This window comes from Paenibacillus algorifonticola, assembly GCF_000971975.1.
Lineage (GTDB): Bacteria > Bacillota > Bacilli > Paenibacillales > Paenibacillaceae > Pristimantibacillus > Pristimantibacillus algorifonticola.
Window position 1 is genome coordinate 191301 of the sequence record NZ_LAQO01000006.1, and the last position, 22289, is coordinate 213589.

Annotated in this window: 22 protein-coding genes; 20 read left to right on the forward strand and 2 right to left on the reverse strand. The window is 50.1% G+C overall.

Annotation, left to right across the window (positions count from 1 at the left end):
• Window positions 1-192: 192 nt before the first annotated feature.
• The 5 genes from WH37_RS14455 (at window position 193) to WH37_RS14475 (ending at window position 3344) form a co-directional block, all read left to right on the forward strand.
• On the forward strand, window positions 193-888 hold the full coding sequence (locus tag WH37_RS14455) for a stalk domain-containing protein (RefSeq protein ID WP_046231297.1): 696 nt from the start codon (window positions 193-195) through the stop codon (window positions 886-888).
• A gap of 262 nt (window positions 889-1150) precedes the next feature.
• Entirely contained in the window at window positions 1151-1765 is a 615-nt protein-coding gene (locus WH37_RS33600; RefSeq protein ID WP_052736982.1) for a TetR/AcrR family transcriptional regulator, read from the forward strand.
• 41 nt (window positions 1766-1806) lie between these two features.
• The gene (locus tag WH37_RS14465) at window positions 1807-2223 is read left to right on the forward strand and encodes a DMT family transporter (protein ID WP_063838022.1); all 417 of its coding nucleotides are present in this window, start codon (window positions 1807-1809) and stop codon (window positions 2221-2223) included.
• A gap of 1 nt (window position 2224) precedes the next feature.
• Window positions 2225-2539 (forward strand): DMT family transporter, encoded by a 315-nt coding sequence (locus WH37_RS14470; RefSeq protein ID WP_046231298.1) that lies wholly within the window; start codon window positions 2225-2227, stop codon window positions 2537-2539.
• 139 nt (window positions 2540-2678) lie between these two features.
• Window positions 2679-3344, forward strand: a complete 666-nt coding sequence (locus WH37_RS14475; RefSeq protein ID WP_046231299.1) for a serine/threonine-protein kinase — start codon at window positions 2679-2681, stop codon at window positions 3342-3344.
• 53 nt (window positions 3345-3397) lie between these two features.
• On the opposite strand, the gene WH37_RS14480 is transcribed toward WH37_RS14475, so the two are convergent.
• The gene (locus WH37_RS14480; RefSeq protein WP_046231300.1) at window positions 3398-3604 is read right to left on the reverse strand and encodes a hypothetical protein; all 207 of its coding nucleotides are present in this window, start codon (window positions 3602-3604) and stop codon (window positions 3398-3400) included.
• Between the two features lie 227 nt (window positions 3605-3831).
• Between WH37_RS14480 and WH37_RS14485 the strand changes: the two genes are divergently transcribed.
• From WH37_RS14485 to WH37_RS14525, 9 genes are all read left to right on the forward strand, one after another.
• On the forward strand, window positions 3832-4989 hold the full coding sequence (locus WH37_RS14485) for a GntR family transcriptional regulator (RefSeq protein WP_046231301.1): 1158 nt from the start codon (window positions 3832-3834) through the stop codon (window positions 4987-4989).
• A 292-nt stretch (window positions 4990-5281) separates the two neighbouring features.
• On the forward strand, window positions 5282-6598 hold the full coding sequence (locus WH37_RS14490; protein WP_046231302.1) for a glycoside hydrolase family 125 protein: 1317 nt from the start codon (window positions 5282-5284) through the stop codon (window positions 6596-6598).
• A 47-nt stretch (window positions 6599-6645) separates the two neighbouring features.
• Window positions 6646-8019, forward strand: a complete 1374-nt coding sequence (locus WH37_RS14495) for an extracellular solute-binding protein (protein ID WP_046231303.1) — start codon at window positions 6646-6648, stop codon at window positions 8017-8019.
• A gap of 73 nt (window positions 8020-8092) precedes the next feature.
• A complete protein-coding gene (locus tag WH37_RS14500; RefSeq protein ID WP_046231304.1) occupies window positions 8093-9004 on the forward strand; it encodes a carbohydrate ABC transporter permease in 912 nt (303 codons plus the stop codon).
• Between the two features lie 48 nt (window positions 9005-9052).
• Entirely contained in the window at window positions 9053-9907 is an 855-nt protein-coding gene (locus WH37_RS14505; RefSeq protein ID WP_414811837.1) for a carbohydrate ABC transporter permease, read from the forward strand.
• A gap of 741 nt (window positions 9908-10648) precedes the next feature.
• Window positions 10649-11482, forward strand: coding sequence for an aldo/keto reductase (locus WH37_RS14510; RefSeq protein WP_046231305.1), 834 nt, complete (start codon window positions 10649-10651; stop codon window positions 11480-11482).
• Between the two features lie 135 nt (window positions 11483-11617).
• The gene (locus WH37_RS14515) at window positions 11618-12037 is read left to right on the forward strand and encodes an RrF2 family transcriptional regulator (protein ID WP_046231306.1); all 420 of its coding nucleotides are present in this window, start codon (window positions 11618-11620) and stop codon (window positions 12035-12037) included.
• Between the two features lie 70 nt (window positions 12038-12107).
• Window positions 12108-12419: a thioredoxin gene (gene trxA, locus WH37_RS14520; RefSeq protein WP_046231307.1), complete on the forward strand. Its 312-nt coding sequence runs from the start codon at window positions 12108-12110 to the stop codon at window positions 12417-12419.
• Between the two features lie 204 nt (window positions 12420-12623).
• Window positions 12624-14972 (forward strand): S-layer homology domain-containing protein, encoded by a 2349-nt coding sequence (locus WH37_RS14525; protein ID WP_046231308.1) that lies wholly within the window; start codon window positions 12624-12626, stop codon window positions 14970-14972.
• A gap of 147 nt (window positions 14973-15119) precedes the next feature.
• Here WH37_RS14525 and WH37_RS36000 read toward each other — a convergent pair whose 3' ends face one another.
• The gene (locus WH37_RS36000; protein ID WP_172455457.1) at window positions 15120-15263 is read right to left on the reverse strand and encodes a hypothetical protein; all 144 of its coding nucleotides are present in this window, start codon (window positions 15261-15263) and stop codon (window positions 15120-15122) included.
• Between the two features lie 65 nt (window positions 15264-15328).
• On the opposite strand from WH37_RS36000, the gene WH37_RS14530 reads away from it, so the two are divergent.
• The 6 genes from WH37_RS14530 (at window position 15329) to WH37_RS14555 (ending at window position 22224) form a co-directional block, all read left to right on the forward strand.
• The gene (locus tag WH37_RS14530; protein WP_046231309.1) at window positions 15329-15598 is read left to right on the forward strand and encodes a hypothetical protein; all 270 of its coding nucleotides are present in this window, start codon (window positions 15329-15331) and stop codon (window positions 15596-15598) included.
• Between the two features lie 156 nt (window positions 15599-15754).
• A complete protein-coding gene (gene ychF / locus WH37_RS14535) occupies window positions 15755-16855 on the forward strand; it encodes a redox-regulated ATPase YchF (RefSeq protein ID WP_046231310.1) in 1101 nt (366 codons plus the stop codon).
• Window positions 16856-17039: 184 nt separating this feature from the next.
• Window positions 17040-18110 carry a peptide chain release factor 1 gene (gene prfA / locus WH37_RS14540; protein ID WP_046231406.1) on the forward strand — a complete coding sequence of 357 codons (1071 nt, stop codon included), beginning with the start codon at window positions 17040-17042 and terminating at the stop codon, window positions 18108-18110.
• Between the two features lie 151 nt (window positions 18111-18261).
• Window positions 18262-19356, forward strand: a complete 1095-nt coding sequence (locus WH37_RS14545) for a N5-glutamine methyltransferase family protein (protein ID WP_046231311.1) — start codon at window positions 18262-18264, stop codon at window positions 19354-19356.
• A gap of 349 nt (window positions 19357-19705) precedes the next feature.
• Complete coding sequence (gene spoIIR, locus WH37_RS14550) at window positions 19706-20458, forward strand: stage II sporulation protein R (protein WP_046231312.1); 753 nt, start codon at window positions 19706-19708, stop codon at window positions 20456-20458.
• Window positions 20459-21150: 692 nt separating this feature from the next.
• Window positions 21151-22224: an L-threonylcarbamoyladenylate synthase gene (locus WH37_RS14555; protein WP_046231313.1), complete on the forward strand. Its 1074-nt coding sequence runs from the start codon at window positions 21151-21153 to the stop codon at window positions 22222-22224.
• Window positions 22225-22289 lie beyond the last annotated feature (65 nt).

Here is a 22289-nt window from a genome sequence, read left to right on the forward strand (position 1 = left end):
TATTTACAAGTTAGATACAAGCTGGACATAGTCTTGAGATATCCGCTTTATATACTGTATTCATCAGGGAGGACGCAGCAGCGGCAAACAAGGAGGGACAGCAGTAGCGTCCAGCTAGAGCGTCCAGTTGTTGAAATCATAAAAATAGAGATAAAACAAAAAAATCGGAGTATTCAAAAGGAGATTATAAAAATGAAAAAAAACATGAAAAAAGGTATCGTATCGATGGTAGTTGTCGGAATGACATTGACGGGCGCAGCAGGCGTATATGCAGGAGCGAGCCTCCAAAAAATTTCAGCATATTTGAACGGCAATATTAGTATCAAAGTCGATGGAGCTGCTTATACCCTTAAAGATGAGAACGGCCACAAGCTTTCGCCAATTATGTATCAGGATAAAATGTATCTGCCTGTCCGCTCGCTTGCGGGAGCACTCGATACACCGATTCAATATGATTCGAAAAATAATCAGGTGCTGATTGGCAAAGGGCAGCAAGCATCTGAGCAGTATGTGGAGGTCAAATACAGCGATGCGCAAATCAAAGCCATTAAGAAGGATTTTGCTGCATTTGATGGCTTTGAAACGGCATATGCGCCTAAGCAAATGGCGGCCGGGGATGCTTTTGTCAAATCGTTTGCTGGGAGCGACGGCGTAAATGTGATTTTCAACCATATGATGGTCAATGTATCTCCAAGAGACTACTCGGACGGTTATGAGAGCAAGGAGGTCGTGCTGTCGAACGGGGTAAAAGCGAAATGGTATACGCCGAGCGACCTGCCAATGCTTAGCTTCCAGCTCGATGACCGCACGATCACCATCAGCTCCCCGGACAAAGCGCTGACCCAGGCACAAATGGAAAAAATCGCAGTGAGTGTAGCAAAATTATAAGATTGACGAGGGAAACAACCTCTCACTATATGAACAAAGAAGTCATCCCTGCTGCTTCCAAGCGGCAGAGGTGACTTCTTTGTATATAAAGGTAGACGCCATAATTGCGTGTGTGGACCGAAAGGGGGCACGGGGACAAGCAGCTTCTCCTATAGCCTATAGCTTATAGCCTTGACTTTTCAATAAAGGCGTCATACAATATCAACAGACTAACTAACGTTCGTTAGGGAAAAAGAATAACTGCCGAAAGGTGAATGAGGCTATGAAAAAGGACTCCATACAAGTGCCAGCATCGAAAGCAACGGCAGAGCGTCTTAAGCATGCCGCCTTGACGATCTTTACCGAATTTGGCTACGAAGGAACGTCGATGTCCGATATCGCCAAGGCGGTTCAGATTAAGACGCCGTCTATCTATGCTCATTTTAAGTCGAAGGAGCAGCTGTTTTTAGAGCTTTGCGCGGATGTTATTGCCGAAGAGGGCATAAAATTTGAGGAGATTATGCAGCAATCGCAAGGCAAGCCTGTTTTGGAGCGGCTGCGCGAGGTGTACGATTTTTTCACGGATTTTCCGCATTTGACGGTCGGCCAATGGTTTCTAAAACGAATGATGCTGATGCCGCCCAAGCATTTGCAGCAGCAGTTCCGCGTAGATTTTTTGGAGCATGAGCAGCGGGTGGACGCCGTCGTGGGCGCGTTATTTTTGGAGGGACAGCAAGCAGGCATTTTTCATCAGCAAAATGTGGAGAAAATGATTGCGGTGTTTTATACCCTGCTGGATGGTTTATTGGTGGCCAATCAGATTTATGAACAATCGGTATTTAGCTCGCGCAAGCAGACGGTTTGGGAAATGTTAGTGAAAGACTGGACGACAGCTTAGTCATCTTGGCTTCATTGCAAGTTAACAGGAGGAGATTTAATATGAAAGCTTGGCTTTATGTCATACTAGGGGGCATATTTGAGGTATTCTGGACCTTCGGTCTTAAATATTCGAAAGGATTTACAGATCCGCTAATAAGCGTCATTACAGTCATTTTAATTATTATTAGCTTTGTGCTGTTCGCCCGTTCGATGCAGCTGCTTGAGATCGGCACAGCTTATGCGGTATTTACTGGGATTGGTACGGCAGGTACGGTCGTTTTCGGTATTTTGGTATTAGGCGAGTCGGCGGATATTAAACGGCTGCTGCTGGTCAGTACGCTGATTATCGGGATTATTGGGCTAAAGCTGGTATCCAGCGACAAGCCTAAGCAAGAGCAGGCAGCAGATGCAGAGGTCACGCAGAGTGCGCAAGCAGCACAGACAGCACCGGTCGTGCAGGGAAGGGGCGGAAAATAAAATGGCATGGATCTTTCTTATTATTTCCGGCCTTGGCGAGGTCGGCGGTGTGACATTCATGAAGCTGTCGGATGGCTTTAAACGCTGGAGAGGGACGGTTGGAGCGATTATTTTCGGCTTCATCAGCTTCTACTTCCTGTCGCGGTCGCTTCAGGACATTCCGATCAGTACCGCTTATGGCATTTGGACGGGAATCGGCTCGGTTGGCAGCGTCGTTCTGGGCATGATTTTTTTCGGAGAATCGCGCGATTGGCGTAAAATCTTTTTCGTCCTGCTTATTATTGGAAGTGTCATTGGTCTTAAGCTGGTAGCTTAATATTTGGGGTATGGATAAAAATAGACAATAAACCTAAAGAAGGAGAGCGAAACTATTTCGCTCTTCTTTTCTTTTCGCCGTTTCCGATTTAAAATAATAGAATAGAGTATAGACATGGTGAGAGAGGCAGGCACGAGGTATGGAAGAGAAACGGCTGGAGAAATGGATTGAGTTGACCGAACGGACGCTGCTTGAAGGCGTGAAGCTCCAAAGCATTAACCATGGCGAGCCCATTCAAGTGGATGTATTGCCGGAAGGCTGGGAGCTGCTTGGGGCAGGAAATTATGCTGGCGTATTCGTCCATAGGGATGCGCAGGATATAGCAGTTAAGGTGTATGCGCCTGGCAGGGAAGGCTGGGAAGCGGAAAGGGAAGTTTATCGCCGTTTGGGCGATCATCCCGCGTATTCCACGTGCTACCATGCATCCAAAAGCAATGGCCTGGAATATTTGATGCTGCGCAGGCTTGAAGGGAAGACGCTATATAAGTGTGTGCTTGAGGGTGTGATCATTGAGGACCGCATTATCGCGGAAATTGATGCAGCTTTGGATTACGCTCGTGAGCAGGGACTGTTTCCGCATGATGTTCATGGCAAAAATGTAATGGTATCCAGCGATGACCGCGGCCTTGTCGTGGACGTATCCGATTTTCTTAAAGAAGAGCCTTGCATGATGTGGGATGATTTGAAAAAAGCGTACAACCGGATTTATATGCCGTTCCTATCCAAACACTCCATGCCCGTGCCTGAGTGGGTCATGAATGGTGTCCGCAAAGGCTATCGCTGGGTGCGTTCTTCATCCAGATAGTTCTGCGCGGCCGGGCTCCGCATCGATGATGCGTGCCCGGCCCGCGCCTGTGCTTAAGGTTCGGCGTCAAAAGCGTCCAACTGTTCCTGAGCGGCTTCAACGTCCTTCTTAAGCACGTGAAGCCGTTTCAAGTTGCCTTCAAGTGTAATTTTTGCCTTAATGCCGCTTGCTTTCAAATGAGCCTCCAATCGGTCAATGATATCCGCCCTAGAACCGCTTTCGGTTCTGATGGCAACCCACCGCCGCCACAGCAGCCCCATCCTATGCACCTCCGAGTTCTGCACAGATTATCCGTTCAAGCTATATATATTCCGGGTCCTCCCGCTGCCATGACAGATTTATTCAAAGGGCTAAAGGATAAGCTCGCATTTGCCGGAAGCGGTATTATAAGCTTTCCAGAAATGACATGACATAGTATACTAGGTGGATATGTATAATTACGACATCGTTCCGGTACGACCAAATAGATGCTGAAGGTGAATGTATAATGGAAGGCATGAACGCTTTAAAGCCTAGATATGAACAAATGTATCTTATGCTGCGCGAAAAGATCCAAATCGGAGATTATACGGTCGGTGACCGCATCCCTTCGGAGAAGGAGCTGATGGAGGAATTTTCAGTCAGCCGGATTACCTCCAAGAAAGCACTGGATATGCTCGTTCAGGACGGCTATATTATGCGCCAGCCGGGCCGCGGCTCGTTCGTCATCGAGCATGCAATCCAGGAACAGGGGGAAGCTTCTCCTGCTCAAGAGCCAGTGTCTGCTTCTGTGCGTACACAGCAAATTGTATTAGGGCTTATTATGGAGGATTTCAGCGATAGCTATGGTAAGGAAATGCTGTCTGAGATGGAACGGACGGCACAGGCGCTCGGCGTTTATTTAATGCTGCGCATCTCTTTTTCCCAGCCGGATGTTGAAGAGAAGGCGATTCAGATGCTGCGCCAATACGGTGTAGACGGACTAATCATTTATCCGACGCGCGGCCAAAACTTCAGCCCGGAAATTTTAAAGCTGGTCATCGACAAATTCCCGCATGTGCTGGTAGACCGTTATTTAAAATGGACGGACACAACCGCAATCAGCTCAGACAATGTGGAAGCGGCGCGAATGGGTGTGCAGCATTTGTTTAACTACGGCCATCGCCATATTGGACTGCTTGCTTCGCGGGTGACGGATAATGTGGCCATTGAGGAACGGATCGAAGGGTTTGTGCAGGCGCATGCCGAAGGCGGCATTTTGCTGGACCGCTCGTCCTGGCTGACCGATATGAACTGGACGTCCAATGACAATTCCAGCAGCCACCTCATTGATAAATATGTGAAAATCATTCAGCAGATGCTGCGTGAGCATCCGCGGATTACCGCATTGTTTGCGATGGAATATGAGCTGGCGCTTATAGCGAAGGAAGCGGTAGAAAAGATGGGCCTGCAAATTCCGCAGCAAATTTCGATTATTTGCTTTGATAGCCCGCAGAGCACGTCGGCACTGTATCCGTTCACGCATTTGGAGCAGAACGAGAAAGAAATTGGCCGCCTCGCCGTCAATAATGTTCTGGAGCTCATTCAAGGCGCCACGCTCCCAAGCAAAATATCGCTGCAAGTAAAGCTTGTCCCTGGCAAATCGACAGGGCCTGCACCGCAATAGGCAAACGGGCTGCAGGGCAGGTTGTGCGCGCCTTGCATATTTGCAGGCTAATGTGAGAAACGGAATACCAGTATATAGATGGACAAAGCCCTTCTGTCAACCGAGACAGCAAGGGCTTTCTGCTATATAACATTATTCTTTTAGGGCTCGAATCGGAGGTATGTCTAGCAAAATGATTAGCATGCTATTTGTTCATAAATAATATAACATAGTATATTGACATACCATGAAATATAGATTAATATCGGTACATAAACCTCTTGAAAGCGCTTAATAGAAAGGGATGTATGAAATGACTGAAGTAATGGAAACGCTGCCGACATCGGTGCAGTCGTTAATCCAGGAAGTAGAAGGGAAGCTCGGTTCCCGTACGAAGCTGGCCCGGATGTTTGCAAACTGTTTCTCCAACACCTTAACGACGACGTTGAAGCCTCAGCCTGACGGAGCTATTTTCGTCATTACGGGTGACATTCCAGCGATGTGGCTGCGAGATTCCGCGGCGCAGGTTCGTCCGTACTTAATTTTGGCGAATGAAGATGCAGAGATGGCCCGTTTAATTGAAGGCGTTGTCAAACGGCAAATTCAACATATATTGCAGGACCCTTATGCTAATGCGTTTAATGAGCATGCGAACGGTAAGGGACATCAGGACGATTTAACGGAAATGACTCCTTGGCTATGGGAGCGCAAATATGAAATTGACTCGCTCTGCTATCCGATCCAGCTTGCTTATCTTCTGTGGAAGACAACTGGAACTACGTCGCATTTTGATGAGGCATTCCGTGAAGCCTGCTTCAGCATTTTGCAGGTATGGAGAACGGAGCAGAACCACGATCAACAATCAAGCTACCGTTTCCAGAGAATGGATTGCCCGCAGTCGGACACGCTGCTAAATGAAGGCAAAGGCACGCCAAGTGCAGTAACCGGCATGACCTGGTCGGGCTTCCGCCCAAGCGACGATGCTTGCGACTACGGCTATCTCATTCCATCGAACATGTTTGCCATCGTTGTGCTGGATTATATGACTGAAATTGCGATTGAAGTGCTTGGCAATCAAGAGCTGGCGAAGCAAGCGGCTGCTCTCCGTCAGGAAATTCAATTAGGCGTTGAGCAATATGCGACAGTCGAGCATGAGCAGTTCGGTAAAATTTTTGCTTACGAAACAGACGGTCTTGGCGGCTACAACCTGATGGATGATGCGAATGTGCCAAGCTTGCTGTCGTTGCCTTATCTCGGCTGCTGCAAGCTGGATGATCCGATCTATTTGAATACGAGACGCTTCGTTCTTAGCGAGGATAATCCTTATTACTTCGTAGGTACGGCGGCGCAAGGAATTGGCAGCCCTCATACTCCGGAAAACTATATTTGGCACATTTCACTGGCTATGCAAGCGCTGACTTCACAAGATGAGGCAGAGGTTGAGCGGCTGCTGAACGTGCTGGAGAGCACGGATGCCGGAACTGATTTTCTGCATGAAGGCTTTCATAAAGATGATCCTAGCGAGTATACGCGCGAATGGTTTTCTTGGGCCAATGCCTTGTTTAGCGAATTGATTTTGACGTATTGCGGCTTTAAGGTTCCATCGAGCATGAATGCTCGTTCAATATAGGAACAAATAATAAGCGTAACAGACGGACAATAAGGGGAGCGATCAAGATGGCAGGTAAAAAAAGAGTTCTGGCAGGTACGGTTGCAGCTTTAACTGTATTCACAGCAGCATGTTCGGGAAATGCAGGCACAAATAGCTCGGAGGGCGCAGAAGCAACTTCCGCAAACGGAGCGGCAAAGACGGTTAAAGTTGCTTATGGTAAATGGAATGAGACGGACAACTGGGGCAAGTGGCTGACTAGCGTAAAGGCGGATTTTGAAAAAGCGAATCCTGGCGTTACTGTTGAGCTGCAGCCGATTGAAGGCTCGCAGTATGCAACAAAAATTCCACTGCTCATGATGGATGGGAAAACGGCGCCTGAGGTGCTTGCTGAAGATTCCTTCATGATTAATGCGGACAGCGAGGCTGGCTACCTTGAGCCGCTTGCTGTGGATGCATGGGAAGATTGGAGCAAATTCAACGAAGGTATTAAAGCGGCTGTAACAGCCACGGACAACAAAGTTTATGGCGTACCTTTCTCCACTGACGTTCGCGGCTTGTATTACAACAAAGAGCTGTTCAAGAAAGCAGGTTTGCCTGTACCTTGGGAGCCTAAGAGCTGGGACGAAGTGCTGAGCGCTTCCCGCACGATTAAATCCAAGCTGCCAGACATTATTCCTTTCTGGATGAACTCTGGTAAAGCAGGCCAAGAAGCAACGACGATGCAAACGTTCGAAATGCTGCTTTACGGAACAGACGATACGCTTTATGAAGATGGCAAGTGGGTTACGCAGAGCCCAGGCATTCTGAGCTCGCTGAATTTCATTCACTCCATCTACTCCGAGGGCATGGGGCCGAAAATGTCGCAAGTACTGACTGCACAAGCAGGTCAAGTACTGGAGACCGATCTGATGCCGAATCAGAAGGTCGCAATTGTCTTGAACGGCAACTGGTTGACAGGCAACTGGTCGGCAAGCGGCAGCAAGCCGTGGCCGGAAGCGCTTGATGTATATGGCTACGTGAAAATGCCAACAGAGAAAGGCCAAGAGCCTGGATTCACTTCGATGTCTGGCGGCTGGACGCTTAGCGTTGGTGCGAAATCCACTGAAAAAGAGCTAGGCTTTGAATTTATTAAAATGGCAACAAATGAACAGCATAACAAAGAGTTCGCTATGCTGGACGGCGCTCTAACGCCTCGTACCGACGTTGCGGCTGATACTGAATACACGGGCCAGCCTGGCACGCTGTATGGCGTAGCTGCTGAATTTATTACGTACACACACGTTCGTCCTACTAATGCGAATTATCCAGCCGTATCGACTTCCATTCAGGAAATGGTTGAAAAAGTTGCATCGGGATCACTTGCACCTGAAGCTGCAATGAAAGAATATGCAACAAGTGTAGAAAGAACAGTCGGCGCTGATAAAGTAGCGACGAAGTAGCACAGCTGAGAAGCCGATTGTTGCTTAACGACAATCGGCTTGTCTTTTTCAAATTCAGTCAGGAGGATACCAGATGGAAGCGATAAACTCGCGATTTCCCAAAGCGAAAAGGAAAGGGAACGGCAGTGAACAGTGGAGGGCGGCGCTATTCTTATCGCCTAGCTGGCTGCTGCTCTTACTCTTTTTCTTCGTGCCGGCAGTTTTAACTTTTTATTTCGCGTTTACGAATATGGCTTTGACCGGAGCGGCAGCAGCGAATACGCAGTTTGTCGGGTTCCAAAACTTCACGAATATGTTTCAGGATGCGACATTCCGCACTTCTGTAGGCAACACCATCGTATTCCTCATTTTCTCGGCCGTTGTTGGCCAGCAGGTTATGGGCTTTCTTATCGCATTTCTAATGAATGGCAGAAACCGCGTATTCCGCAGTGTTGTCGGCTCCATCGTTATTTCGGGCTGGGTAGCGCCAGAAGTGGTATGCGCGTTTGTATGGTTCGCTTTTCTGAATGATACCGGAACGGCTAATGCGTTTATTCAAGGCATCGGCTTTGAGCCTATCGCTTGGCTGTATACGTTCCCGATGGTATCCGTTATTGTGGCAAACGTATGGCATGGAACAGCCTTCTCCATGATGGTATTCCAGGCTGCACTGGGCGACGTGCCTAAAGAGGTTGAGGAAGCGGCAATGATCGATGGCGCTTCGGCTTGGCAGAGACTTATCCGCATTACCATTCCAATGATCAGCGGTTCAGTTGTAACGAATATGGTACTCGTGACGCTTCAAACATTAGGCTCCTTTACGCTCATTTATGCGCTGACAGGTGGCGGTCCGGGAAATGCAACGGAGACGCTGCCAATCTATATGTATCATCAGGCCTTCGTCAACTATCAGCTTGGCTACGGCACAGCTATTTCGCTTGTTCTGCTGTTGATCGGTATTGTTGCCAGTCTGTTGTATATGAAGCTTCTTAAAGTGAAGCTGTAAGCCATGCGCAAAGCTTGGATAATAGTTTATTAAAAGGAGGACGCGAGAATGAGCAGCAACGTACGCAAGCGCCCCAGAATGAATCGGTTTATGGTCGGCCGGGTGCTTCCTTATATTATTTTGAGTTTTATCGCTTTATTGTTCCTGCTTCCAATGCTGTGGCTCGTATTGGCTTCGTTCGATGGAGCAGCTACCCTTGCTTTGAAGGTGCCGGATGAGGTAACGCTAAGCAATTATACGTCTACACTAGCGAGCTCTGACAATCAGCGCTCTTTCGGCAATGGCTTGCTGCTGGCTCTTGGACAAGCACTGCTTGTTGTAGCGGCGGCAGGGCTAGCTTCTTATCCGCTGTCACGTTATCAGCTGCGGTATAAACGTCCGTTTATGTATGTAATCCTGTTCGCAACAGGCTTGCCGATTACGGCGGTTATGGTTCCGGTTTATCAGTTTTTCCTGTACATGCAAATTCAGGATTCCTTGTTTTTCACCATTTTGTTCTTGGCCGCATCCGCGCTGCCATATTCGATCTGGATGATGAAAAACTTCATGGATTCCGTACCTTTGGAGCTGGAGGAAGCTGCTTGGGTGGACGGTGCGTCCATCTGGACGACGCTTCGCCTGGTCGTTGCTCCACTGATGCTGCCAGGCATTTTCACAGTCGGCATTTTCGCCTTTGCAGGCAGCTGGGGGAACTTCCTCGTTCCGTTCATTTTGCTGCAAAGTCCGCAGAAGCTTCCTGCTGCCGTTACCATTTACCAGTATTTTGGGCAAAATGGCATTGTGCAGTACGGCAAGCTGGCAGCCTTCTCAATCATTTACACGATCCCTGCGGTTGCGCTTTATGTGTTCGGCCAACGCTTTATGTCCCAAGGCTTTAGCTTCGGCGGAGCGAATAAGGGTTAATTACAAACGTAAAAGAAAAGCGGCAAGGCTCGATATCCCTGAGGGACGAGCTTGCCGCTGTTTTACTTTTATTGCTTCATGCTTCATACAATCGGCGGGCTTCTGCATCCCGACTTAGTAATTGAAGCGTAGTCATTCTTCATGAATGTGAACCTACGTTCCGAAAGGTAGCTTCATGCTCTTCGCTTCGGGGGCTTACTCCCTGTTCAAAGGTAGATTTGGCGGACACAGGAGCAGCTATTTCATCAGAACCATGGGTTATGGCACAGTCTGCGGACACAGGAGCCGCTAATGAGCTGCCATAACCCATTTTAACGAGATTATTAAGGAAATAACGGATTTCCTGTCCGCTTACGGCCTGAAATCGCAGTAAAAGCCAGAATAGCGGCTCCTCAGTCCTCCAAAAAGGAATGCGCGTCTCGAGCTTCATGTTATCAGCAACAGTGGTCTCTGTAACAATGGTCTAAGCAACAATTGCTTGCTGCTGTCTCAGACTAATCGTCAGATGAGTTTGGCCACGAATGAGCGCTGGGCAAGGAGCAGCAGGCCGACTCTGATTTATATATCACCTGGTGAATCACGCTGCAAATGAGTGGACATATCCAGCAAATAGGTTGCTTCATATAAATACAGTCACAGGAATAGGTTGACCCACCCTTCTTTTGTTGTTACTATTTTGTGGAAAATAGTTTTATTGCTATCGTTCATCACTTTTCTTAAAAAAGAACAGGAGGAACAAAAATGACTAAAGCTGCAATTAGCACAGAAGTAACGACGCTGCATAACGGGGTGCAAATGCCGCGGCTGGGGCTTGGCGTATACTTGTCGAAAGAAGGCGATGAGGTTGAGCACGCTGTACGTTACGCTATAGAAGCAGGGTATCGCAGCATCGACACGGCAAGCGCTTACAACAATGAGACGGGTGTAGGGCGTGCAATTGCCGAGAGTGGTATTGCTAGGGAAGAGCTGTTCATTACGACGAAGGTGTGGAACCGGGACCAAGGCTATGAGACGACACTGCAAGCATTCGAAGCAAGCCGAAAGCGTCTAGGTCTGGATGTGATAGATTTGTATTTAGTGCATTGGCCGGTGGCTGGCAAATTTACGGAAACGTACCGCGCGCTGGAAAAGCTCTATAAGGATGGCTACATTCGGGCGATTGGCGTGAGCAATTTCCTGCTGCCGCATTTCGACGAGCTTCTGCCAGGCTGCGAAATTAAGCCGATGGTCAATCAGGTGGAGTTCCATCCGCTGCTGACACAGCCGGAGCTGCAAAGCTTCTGCCGTGAGCAAGGCATCCAGCTTGAGGCATGGAGCCCGCTCATGCAAGGGAATTTAGACGTGCCGCTGCTTCAGGAACTGGCTGGCAAATACGGCAAAAGCCCGGCACAGGTCGTCATCCGCTGGGATCTGCAAAAAGGCGTCATTACGATTCCTAAATCCGTTCGAAAAGAGCGCATTATCGAAAATGGCGATGTTTTTGATTTTGAGCTGACGGAAGCAGAGGTTGCGGCAATTGATGGACTAAACGAAGGGCGCCGTTATGGCTCCAACCCGATGAATTTCAATTTTTAAAGCGGGCATAAACGGCCAATGCATAATAGATCGAGAGTCATCGCATCCTAATGATGAATTTTAGCGGGAACGGACTATTGACAGTTTGAACTGTAATTGATAAAATTACAGTACTAAACAGGGAGGCCGTTCACATTGAACAGCGAATTTACAATTGCCGTACACAGTCTTGTATATTTAGCTCATTTGCCGGAAAACATGGCAAGCAGCGAGATGATTGCCGTCAACGTTGGGACTCATTCAGCCCGCGTTCGCAAGGTGATGAGCGGCTTGCGCCGCAGCGGTTATGTGGATACGCGCGAAGGATCGGGAGGCGGCTATCGGCTGACGATTGATCCGAGTGTAGTAACGCTTGCCGATGTTTACCGAGTGATGGCGCAAGGTTCGCTTATTCCAAGCTGGTGCTCGGGCGATCCGGGCATGGAGTGCGTCGTCGGCTCCAATATGAACCAGGTGATGTTCCGGATTTTTTGTGAGGCGGAGAAGCAGCTGGAATCGCATTTCAGTCACACGACCATTCAGGATGTGCTTGGCCAGATTCATGCGTGTGAATAGGCAACTGATTATAAAGACGGTGTGAGGGGTATTCCCTTATCATACAACACAGCTGGAGAGGATGATTGAAATGGCAGTAGCATTAACGAAAGACAACTTTTCATCTAACGTAGAGAGCGGCGTATCTCTGGTAGATTTCTGGGCACCTTGGTGCGGACCTTGCAAAATGCAGCTTCCAATCGTTGAAGAATTGGCAACTGAGCTTGCTGGCCAAGCAACAATTGCAAAAATCAATGTTGACGAAGAGCCTGAACTGGCTTCGCAATTCGGGGTAATGAGCATTCCAACGCTTATTTTGTTCAAAGACGGACAGCCCGTTGACAAAATGGTAGGTCTGCAAAGCAAAGACGCGTTGAAAACAAAAATCAACAATCAACTGTAAGACCTTTGGTCGCGCATTGATTAAATGAAGAGAAGCTGCATCGCCGATGGTTCATCGGTGTGCGGCTTCTTTTTTATATAGGGACGCTAAAGGATGGCAATTCCGTTCACACTTGTGCAAATTATTCTTCAAAAAGACGCAACTTCCCTCAAAGCTTAGGCGTCTATAGGATATTCAGGAATGTATTGGAGGGGGAAGCAGGAGATGGGGAGCAAAAAACGATTGATTGCATTTGTAGCGTTAGTCGCGCTTACAAGCAGTGTGCCTACCGCCGCTTTTGCAAGCGGAGCGAAGGTGACGATTGATCGCCAGACTTCTCTGGCAGATAGTATTTCCGGGGAGGACTCGATGGAGGCTGCGGCGAATGTATCGGTTTCGAAGGATAAGGCAGAGAAGCTGGCGCGCGAGCGTGTGAGCATTCCGAATGAATACACGCTGCAGGGCGCGTCTTTGGCGGTCAGCGTGCTGGCACAGGGCAAACGTAATGTATGGGGGCTTGATTTCGTCAAGAAAGTGAATGGCAAGCATAAGGGCAGCATTTATGTTCAAATTGATGCTGACGGTGGCCAGTTGCTGTCCTTTAGTTCCTATATAGACAATCCTAGCTCCAAGCCGACGTATCCACTCAAAGTAGAGCGCTCAGCTGCCCAGGATGTTGCTGCTTCCTTCATGAAGCAAATTGCTGCAGCCTATGTGAATCAGGTGCGCTACAATCCCGAATATGGTGCGCAGGTGCTTCCCCCACTGACAGGCGAGGTTGTTCATAAAATTCGCTATGACCGAATCATTAATGATATTCCTTATGTTGACAACTATATTGAACTCGATGTCGACAGTGAAGGCCATATTACTAATTATAAATTGCAATGGGACGATACGCTTCAGTTTCCAAAAGCAGACTCGCGCATTACGCTAGCGCAGGCCAATGCTAAGCTTCGTGAGCTTGCCCAGCCAGAGCTGCAATATATTGTGCCTTATAGCCCACAAGGCCAGCGTTCCCCTATGCTTAGCTACGAGATGGGCAGTCTGGCGATAAATGCACTAGACGGCTCGCTTATTAAGAAGCTGTATGATCAGACAAGCAGCGTTTCCGATACTCCAATTGCGCCAGCAGCGCTTGGCGAAGCGCCAAAAGCGGGCAATTTGACAGATAAACAGGCGACCTCGCTCGTAGAGTCGAATTTCAAGCTGCCAACAGGTGCTGTGCTGTCTAATTCAAGCTACAATGAGTACAACGACGATACAACAGGCCATAACGAATCGTATTGGAACCTCAATTGGACGACGAAGAGCGGAGCTAGAGAGACAGGCTCTGTATCGGCCACTGTTGATAGCAAGACGGGCATCATTCGCAGCTATTACGCCTATGCCTACGATGGTGTGGATACCTCTTTGAAGCCTTCCTTGACCTATGAGCAGGCGGAGAAAATGGCAACAGATACGGTCACAAAGCAGCTTCCATGGGCGGCTGCCCAGCTGTACGTTGTAAAGCCTGATCCACAGAAGTACAGCGAGGCGCCAGCCGGTACGATTAATTCCTATTACATTTCATTTATTCGCAAAATCCAGGGAGCGACGGTGTCCTATGACCGGGTCAATGTCAACGTGGATGCCCGGACGAATGAAGTGACGATGTATGACGCCCAGCTTGCCTCCTTTAACTACCCGACGGAAGCGCCAAAGGTTATTGAAAAAACGGAAGCGATCGAAAAGTGGCTCACCTACTATCGTACAGAGCTGACTTATTATGTAGAGCGGGAATATTCCCTGCAAGGCCAGCCGATTCCCATCGAAAAATATAACCTGATGCTGGCTGCCGGTGAACTGGATTCCGAACAAGTGGAAAGCAAGACGGATGTGAAGCTTGTCTACCGACTTGTTCCGGCTGCCATTGATGAATCCGTGTTTCTGGATGCCCAAAGCGGGCAATGGCGGAATCGCGAAAGTGGGGAGGTTACGGCGTTAGAGAAGCCTAAGGCGCTGGATGTCGAAGGCCACTGGGCGCAGCGTCAGTTGGAGCTGATGGTTGCCTACAAGGCGCTGGATGTGAAGGATGGCAAAGTGCGTCCAAATGCGATTGTGACACGCGGCGAATTGATTAAAATGCTCGTGCTTGCCATGAACAGTGGGCGCGGCCCGATTGTGATGGAGAGCGCTGACTCGGCCAACGCGTCTTTTAGCGATGTAGCGGCAGGATCAGGCTATTATGTATATGTCCAAAGCGCGCTTGAGCAAAATCTGATTGATATTGGAGACGGCACCTTTAATCCGGCGGGCGAGGTAGACCGTGAGGAAATGGCCGAGCTGATCGTGCGGGCATTGGGCTACAACACACTAGCGAATCATGAGCAGCTGTTTAATATTAATTTTAAAGATGCGGACAAGACAGAGAAAAAAGGCCAGGCGGCAATCGTGGTCGGCCTGAACATAATGTCACTGTCGGATGGAGGCTTCCTTCCAGAGCGTAAAGTGACGCGGGCAGAGGCGGCGACGGCATTTTTCCGTTTCCTGCAAACGCGTGCGGATTTGAAGGAAGCGCCGATTCGCGACTAAGGGCTGAAGGCTATCTCTTGCTCAGCAATACGAGTCATAATCTAACGGCGGTACTGAACAACGGAAGAGCCTTCAGCCAGGCAGCTAAGCGGCTGGAGGCTCTTCTGTATGCTTTTTTACTGAAAGAATAGATAGGTTCAAAGGTTGTTAGTCGGTTTTTTTCTTCTTGTCTGTGAAGTTGGAGACGGATTTCGTATCCTTGATGTTATCGTTCACGAATGCCATGTCCTGATTTTTAGCATGCATCTTCGTTGTGCCTTTGTAATTGCCTTTATGGGTGTTGTTTTCCACGGCGCTTCACCTCCTGACTGCGGATAATCCCAGCTATAGTATGGCCGAAGCGTTCTGAAGCATGCGTGAAAAAAGGACATGTGCTGCGTTTTAGTCAAGGTTACAAAGTAAAGGCAGCAGGCTACAATGAAATGGTATACCAGCAGAAGTACATTATTTTTCTAAAGAAAAACAGCATGGGGCAGTATTCCATCATTAATATGGATAATGGGAAATTTGAAGTGGGAGGTTCGAAGCAGCCTGACTTAAAAACGGGCGGGGATCAACCATTCGAAATCAAACAAAAGCTATGGGATGAATTAAACGACAAATATGAATTCGAATATGGATTCTAATCAAGCGATTGCATGAGGAGGGGGGAGAAGGTTGTGTCAACACCCTAGCACAACCGTTTTACTAAACGTGTCAGCGAACTCGCCCCTTTTATTGTTTATACGCATCGGGTATAATGACGAGAGCTTGTTACTTCGGAAAATGGGGTGTCTTTACGCATGGCTTTAAAAGCTGGTATCGTAGGCTTGCCGAATGTCGGCAAATCGACTTTGTTTAATGCAATTACGCAAGCGGGCGCTGAATCCGCTAACTATCCTTTTTGTACAATTGATCCTAACGTTGGTGTTGTAGAGGTGCCGGATCCGCGTCTGAACAGGCTCGTTGAGCTTGTAGTGCCGAAAAGCATCGTGCCTACAGCGTTTGAGTTTGTTGATATTGCCGGTCTGGTTGCAGGCGCGAGCAAGGGCGAAGGACTTGGCAACAAGTTTTTGGCGCATATCCGTGAAGTGGATGCGATTGTTCATGTCGTTCGCTGCTTCCAAGACGAGAATATTACGCATGTAGCGGGCAAAATCGACCCGATCGACGATATTCAGACCATTAACCTGGAGCTGATTTTGGCCGATATTGATTCCGTGGATAAAAAGATCGAGCGCTCCCGCAAAAATCTCAAGGGCGGAGATAAAAAAGTTGTCCAAGAGGTTGAAGTGCTTGAGCGTGTAAAAGAAGCGCTCTACAATGATATGCCAGCGCGCAGCCTGGAGCTGTCCGATGATGAGAAGCTGCTCATTCGCGATCTTCATTTGCTGACAATGAAGCCTGTGCTCTATGCAGCCAATGTGAGCGAAGCTGAAGTTGCCGATACGGACAATAACGAATTTGTTAATAAAGTTCGTGAGTTTGCGGCTGCTGAAAATGCAGAAGTGGTGCCAATCTCCGCGCGCGTTGAGGAAGAAATTGCTGAGCTGGAAGGCGAAGACAAGGCGATGTTCCTTGAAGAGCTTGGCCTTGCGGAATCGGGACTCAACCGTCTAATTCGTGCGGCTTACAAGCTGCTTGGCCTTTATACGTATTTTACGGCAGGCGTGCAGGAAGTCCGCGCTTGGACAATTCGCAGCGGAACGAAAGCGCCGCAGGCGGCTGGCGTTATTCATACGGATTTTGAGCGTGGCTTCATTCGCGCCGAGATCGTATCGTTTGACGATTTGTCTGCTGCCGGTTCCATGAACGTTGCGAAGGAGCGTGGCCAGGTTCGCCTGGAAGGCAAGGACTACGTCGTAAAAGACGGCGATGTTATTCATTTCCGTTTCAACGTATAAATTATTTTTTTGTGAAAAAGGGAGTCCTCGAACCGCTTTGCCAGCGGGGTCGGGGGCTTCTTCGCATAGATGGGCGAAGAAGCCAAATAAAAACTGGGTGTGGCGGCAGTAATTCGCTTGTCGATAGAATGCCGCGCATATGTTATAATGGAGTATCAAAGTGTGATAACAGAGGTGAATGATGGTGTTGGACCGTTTACAAGCACTGGCCGATCGCTACGAGAAGCTGAGTGAGCTGCTGTGTGATCCAGATGTAGCAAGTGATCCGAAGCGTCTGCGGGAATATTCCAAGGAGCAGTCCGATCTGCAACAATCTTATGAGGCTTATACTGAATATAAACAAGTGTCGGAGCAACTGGATGACGCGAAGGTTATGCAGGGCGAGAAGCTGGATGATGAAATGCGCGAAATGGTCAAGATGGAGATTGATGAGCTATCTGACCGCAAGGAAGAGCTGGAAGAAAAAATTAAAATTTTGCTTCTGCCGAAAGATCCCAACGATGACAAAAACGTTATCGTGGAAATTCGCGGCGCTGCTGGCGGTGATGAAGCGGCTTTATTCGCTTATGAGCTGTACCGCATGTACACGAAGTTTGCGGATACGCAAGGCTGGCGTGTAGAGCTGATGGATTTTAATGAAAATGACTTGGGCGGTTTTAAAGAGGTTATTTTTATGATTACGGGTAAAGGCGCCTACAGCAAGCTGAAATTCGAGAGCGGCGCTCATCGGGTGCAGCGTATTCCGGTAACGGAGTCTGGCGGCCGTATTCATACGTCCACTTCTACCGTTTCGGTTATGCCGGAGGTTGAGGAAGTAGAAGTCGAGATTTTCGACAAGGATATTCGGGTGGATACGTTCTGCTCCAGCGGCGCAGGCGGTCAGTCAGTTAATACGACGAAATCCGCTGTCCGGGTGCTTCACGTACCGACGGGCATTATGGCTACTTGCCAAGACGGCAAATCGCAAAATGAAAACAAAGCCAAAGCGCTGCAAGTATTGCGTGCGCGTATTGTAGATGTACAGCGTCAAGAGGAAGAGGCGAAATATGCCGGCGAGCGTAAAAGCAAAGTCGGAACGGGCGACCGCAGCGAGCGGATTCGCACGTATAATTTCCCGCAGAGCCGCGTGACAGATCACCGTATCGGACTTACGCTGCATAAGCTGGATTCGGTTATGAACGGCGACATGGCGGAAATTATTTCGTCGCTGACGATTGCCGAGCAAGCGGACATTATGGAGAGAGAACTGAACTAACTTAGGTGCTTTCCAAATAAGCTGCCGATTAAGGCATGCTGCGTGAAGAGGCAGGGTTTTCGAGCATCAGTGCTTGGAGAGCCTGCCTTTTATGCGGCTATGCGTGTTATTGCCAAGCGTTTAGGGAAGTAAAGAAAGGGACGTTGGATACATGGGCGACAATAGCAAGGGGTGGAAGGTTGTGCTGCCTTGTACCATTAGAGAAGCCTGCTTGCAGGCTTCTTCGTTTTTGGCGGGGCAGGGCGTGGAGGAGCCGCGCAATAATGCGGAGCTGCTGCTCCTGCATCTGCTGGGCATCGGGCGCATGGAATTGCTGCGCGACGGGGGCGAGCCTTTTCCGAGCGAGCTGGCTCCAGCATGGGATGCGCTCACTCAGCGAAAAGGGAACGGCGAGCCGGTGCAATATATCATCGGCGAGCAATGGTTTTACAGCAGGCCGTTTGCGGTTACGCCGGCCGTGCTGATTCCGCGGCCCGAGACGGAGCTGCTCGTCGAGGCCGTGCTTGAGGCGGCGGATCGCCTGTGGCCGGAATCGGCACAGGCGGAAGCGGCGGACGCGGCGGACGCGCCAGTGGAAGGCGCGGCTGGGACGGGGTTGGCCGCTGCGAGCAATCGCGCCAGCGAGCAGGCGGAGCAGGGGGAAGCGTCAGCTAAAGCTGCTGACGCGACTAAGGGCTGGGCTGCGCGGCCGACGGTGTTTGACGTCGGCACGGGCAGCGGCGCCATCGGCGTGACGCTGGCTGCGCTGCGTCCGCTCTGGCGCGTATGCGCGTCCGATCTTTCGCCGGACGCGCTGGCTGTCGCCCGCACGAATGCGGCCCGCCATGGAGCGGCAGGCCGCATGGCGTTCGTGCAGGGCGACCTGCTGGCGCCGTTCCTCGGAACGGGCGGCGCCGCCGCAGCCCAGGCACCCGGCGCGGCAGACCTCCGCGTCGATGTGCTGGTGTCCAATCCGCCGTATATACCGGCGGATGACCTCCCGGGCTTGCAGCGCGAGGTGCGGGATTACGAGCCGCATCTCGCGCTGGATGGGGGAGCGGACGGGCTGGACCCGTACCGCCGCATGGTAGAGCAGCTGCCGCTGCTGAGGCAGCTGCCGCGCATCGTCGCTTTCGAGCTGGGCATGGGCCAAGCGGAAGCGGTGGCGAAGCTTTTAAGGGAAGCGGGAGCATGGGACGAGGTGCGGACGATTACGGATTATGGCGGCATTGACCGCCATGTTATTGCGGTTCGCACGAACGGCTAGGCAGGATTATCAATCCCTCCTGTGAAGCTGGCTACCATGCTTGCTGCCAGTGCGCTCATGCAGGAGCGGACTAATCCTATAATCGATACAAGGCAATCACATTAGAATAGCTCATAGGGGTTGTCTATTTTTGAAATATAAGAAAGTATATGTTTAGCCTTACTGTTCTTCTATTTCTCGGACTGAAACGCGCCGCGCCCCAAAGGACGGCGACAGCCGTTTCACCTTGTCTATTAAAAATTAATAGTTTTGAGGTTTATAGAAAGGGAATCGCGGACATACTTACGGATAGATACGTTCCGGAACGCAAGCAGAGGTACCGACGGGTGCCATCGAGAGGAGCTTGTGTATGTCCCGCAATTATTCCCGTTTTTCTTATCGTAGATCGGTTGTTCTTATTATGGTGGTGCTTGCTGTACTTGTGATGAGCTGGGAGATGCAAAAGGTGGATGCCGCTGTAGCTGGCAGCCATATTCCGGAGGAGTCGATCAGGCTCCGTATATTGGCTAATTCCGACGCCCCTGCCGATCAGGCAGTCAAACGCGTCGTTCGTGATGCTGTGGTAGAAGCGATGAACAGCTGGGTGACTGGACCGCAGACAATAGAGGAAGCGCGTGCAACAATGCGCACGCATATGGACGAAATGGAGCTATTGGTTGGCAAAGTATTGAGCAGCCGGGGTTTTGATTATGCGTTCCACATTGAGCTTGGCCAGGTTCCGTTCCCTACTAAAATGTACGGAAGTGAAGTATATCCTGCTGGCAGCTACGAAGCGCTGCTGATTACGTTAGGCGAAGGCAAGGGGCAAAACTGGTGGTGCGTGCTGTTCCCGCCTCTGTGCTTCATTGACGCAGCTTCCGGCGAAGCGGTAGCCGCTGATGTCGAGGTTGAGACATCAAAAGCAGCAAACAAGGAAGAATCGAAAGAAACTAAAGCTGATGTAGAAAAGGCTTCCGTACAAAAAGATAAAGCCAGCGAAGTTGTCCATGCCAAGCAGGAGCCTGCTAATAGCAAAGCGGAAGGCGAAGCGCCGGAAGCGAAGTTTTTTCTTTGGGAAATGCTGCAAAAGCTGATTGCTTGGGTGCAAAGCTTGTTCGCCTAGGGCGTATATGCAAAAGTATGCAAGCCAGATCCAGATAGAATGTAGTATCGAACGTATTGTCTCTCTTACCGGGAATGCTGCCCGACATGAACGTGAGCTTATATACCGAATGGCAGCTCCATACTCTTCGTTTCAGGGTTTTACTCCCTGCACAAAGATAGACTTGGCGGACACAGCAGCCGCTATTTTAATAGAATTACGCGTAAAGGCATAGGTTGCGGACTCAGGAGCCGCTAATGCGCTGCCTTTAGCCATTCTGACGGGATAATGAGGACGATAGCGGATTTCCTGTCCGCTTATTGCCTAAAAATGAATCAAAAGCCAAAATAGCGGAATCTCAGTCCTCAAAAAAAGAAATGAGCGTCCCTAGCTCCCAAGCTTCCAAGCTGTGAGGTCTTAGCAACAATGGTCTCAGCTGCGTGGTCTCAGCAACAATCGCATGCTTCGGTTCTCAAGCCTTGTTTCGTCAGATGAGATTGGCCTTGAATAAGATCTGAGCAAGGAGTAGCAGGGCGACTCCGGCTTGCATACACACCCTAGCATACAGCAGCCAGTAGTCAGGATTGAGCCAGTGAGCATCCGCGGGCAGCGGTTATGCTGCTGGCTCCGTTTTTATCCAAGCGTATGGTATACTAACAGGAGTATACGGACTAGAAGGATGACTACAATAGAGCAAGGATTGAAGGATAGAGATGACAACGACGAAGGTATGGCGCATGGCGGACGAGCACGCTGAGGAGTCCATTGCGGAAGCAGCGGAATTGCTCCGCCGTGGAGAGCTTGTTGCTTTCCCGACGGAGACGGTATATGGGCTTGGGGCAGATGCTCGCAGTTCGGAGGCAGTAGCGGGGATTTTTCAGGCGAAAGGCCGTCCCTCCGATAATCCGCTTATTGTTCACATCGCAAATATTTCGCAGCTCGACGAGCTGGTGCTGCCTTATTCGACGCTTGCAAAGCAGCTTATGGGGCAGCTGTGGCCTGGACCGCTCACGCTTGTGCTTCCCGTTCAACCGGGAGCGGTGTCACCGCTTGTGACGGCTGGCTTGTCCACTGTCGGCGTGAGGATGCCTTCCCACCCGGTAGCCCTGCGCCTCCTAGCAGCTGCTGGCTGTCCAGTTGCCGCGCCGAGCGCTAATCGCTCAGGCAGGCCAAGCCCAACGCTCGCCGAGCATGTGGCTGAAGACCTCAGCGGTCGTATCAGCGGCATTGTCGATGGCGGCGCTACAGGCATCGGCCTTGAATCGACCGTCATTGAACTGACGGGCGAGCAGGCGCTTCGTATTTTGCGTCCAGGCGGCGTAACGGTGGAGCAGCTGCGCGAAGCGGCGCCGCAAGCGGAGATCGATGCGCCTGCGGATGCTGCATCGGCAGCGGAGGAGCTGGCAGCCCCGCGTTCGCCAGGCATGAAATACACGCATTATGCGCCGAAGGGCGAGCTTAGCATTGTGCAAGGAAGCTCAGCTGCCGAGCGTATAGCTTATATGCAGGAGCAGGTGGCACAAGCAGCAAACGCTGGGCTGAAAGCAGGCGTTCTCGTATTCGATGAGCAGGCCGCTGCTATGCAGGGCGGCTCCGCTTTTGTGCTGACTTATGGGAGCGGACAGCAGCTGGAGCAGGCTGCCCATCGCCTATATGCAGCTTTGCGCCAGTTTGATGCTGAAGGCGTACAGCGGATTTGGGCAGAGGGCTGCGAGCCGGACGGTATTGGAGCTGCGCTTATGAATCGGCTGCTCAAGGCAGCCGGTCATCGCACTCATCAGGTATAGGGCAAAACCAGCTTAAGCCAGCGGCCTATTTTTCACTAGAAAAGTTGAAGCTCGTGCCAGTCGTG

Excerpts from the sequence above, each read along its gene's own strand:
- WH37_RS14485 (WP_046231301.1), top strand. The coding sequence starts at position 3,832 with ATGGAAGGCATGAACGCTTTAAAGCCTAGATATGAACAAATGTATCTT.
- spoIIR (WP_046231312.1), top strand. The coding sequence starts at position 19,706 with ATGTCCCGCAATTATTCCCGTTTTTCTTATCGTAGATCGGTTGTTCTT.
- WH37_RS14490 (WP_046231302.1), top strand. The coding sequence starts at position 5,282 with ATGACTGAAGTAATGGAAACGCTGCCGACATCGGTGCAGTCGTTAATC.
- WH37_RS14505 (WP_414811837.1), top strand. The coding sequence starts at position 9,053 with ATGAGCAGCAACGTACGCAAGCGCCCCAGAATGAATCGGTTTATGGTC.
- WH37_RS14525 (WP_046231308.1), top strand. The coding sequence starts at position 12,624 with ATGGGGAGCAAAAAACGATTGATTGCATTTGTAGCGTTAGTCGCGCTT.
- WH37_RS14495 (WP_046231303.1), top strand. The coding sequence starts at position 6,646 with ATGGCAGGTAAAAAAAGAGTTCTGGCAGGTACGGTTGCAGCTTTAACT.
- WH37_RS14470 (WP_046231298.1), top strand. The coding sequence starts at position 2,225 with ATGGCATGGATCTTTCTTATTATTTCCGGCCTTGGCGAGGTCGGCGGT.
- WH37_RS14475 (WP_046231299.1), top strand. The coding sequence starts at position 2,679 with ATGGAAGAGAAACGGCTGGAGAAATGGATTGAGTTGACCGAACGGACG.
- WH37_RS14510 (WP_046231305.1), top strand. The coding sequence starts at position 10,649 with ATGACTAAAGCTGCAATTAGCACAGAAGTAACGACGCTGCATAACGGG.
- WH37_RS14555 (WP_046231313.1), top strand. The coding sequence starts at position 21,151 with ATGACAACGACGAAGGTATGGCGCATGGCGGACGAGCACGCTGAGGAG.
- ychF (WP_046231310.1), top strand. The coding sequence starts at position 15,755 with ATGGCTTTAAAAGCTGGTATCGTAGGCTTGCCGAATGTCGGCAAATCG.
- WH37_RS14500 (WP_046231304.1), top strand. The coding sequence starts at position 8,093 with ATGGAAGCGATAAACTCGCGATTTCCCAAAGCGAAAAGGAAAGGGAAC.
- WH37_RS33600 (WP_052736982.1), top strand. The coding sequence starts at position 1,151 with ATGAAAAAGGACTCCATACAAGTGCCAGCATCGAAAGCAACGGCAGAG.
- WH37_RS14465 (WP_063838022.1), top strand. The coding sequence starts at position 1,807 with ATGAAAGCTTGGCTTTATGTCATACTAGGGGGCATATTTGAGGTATTC.
- WH37_RS14455 (WP_046231297.1), top strand. The coding sequence starts at position 193 with ATGAAAAAAAACATGAAAAAAGGTATCGTATCGATGGTAGTTGTCGGA.
- WH37_RS14480 (WP_046231300.1), bottom strand. The coding sequence starts at position 3,604 with ATGGGGCTGCTGTGGCGGCGGTGGGTTGCCATCAGAACCGAAAGCGGT.
- trxA (WP_046231307.1), top strand. The coding sequence starts at position 12,108 with ATGGCAGTAGCATTAACGAAAGACAACTTTTCATCTAACGTAGAGAGC.
- WH37_RS14545 (WP_046231311.1), top strand. The coding sequence starts at position 18,262 with ATGGGCGACAATAGCAAGGGGTGGAAGGTTGTGCTGCCTTGTACCATT.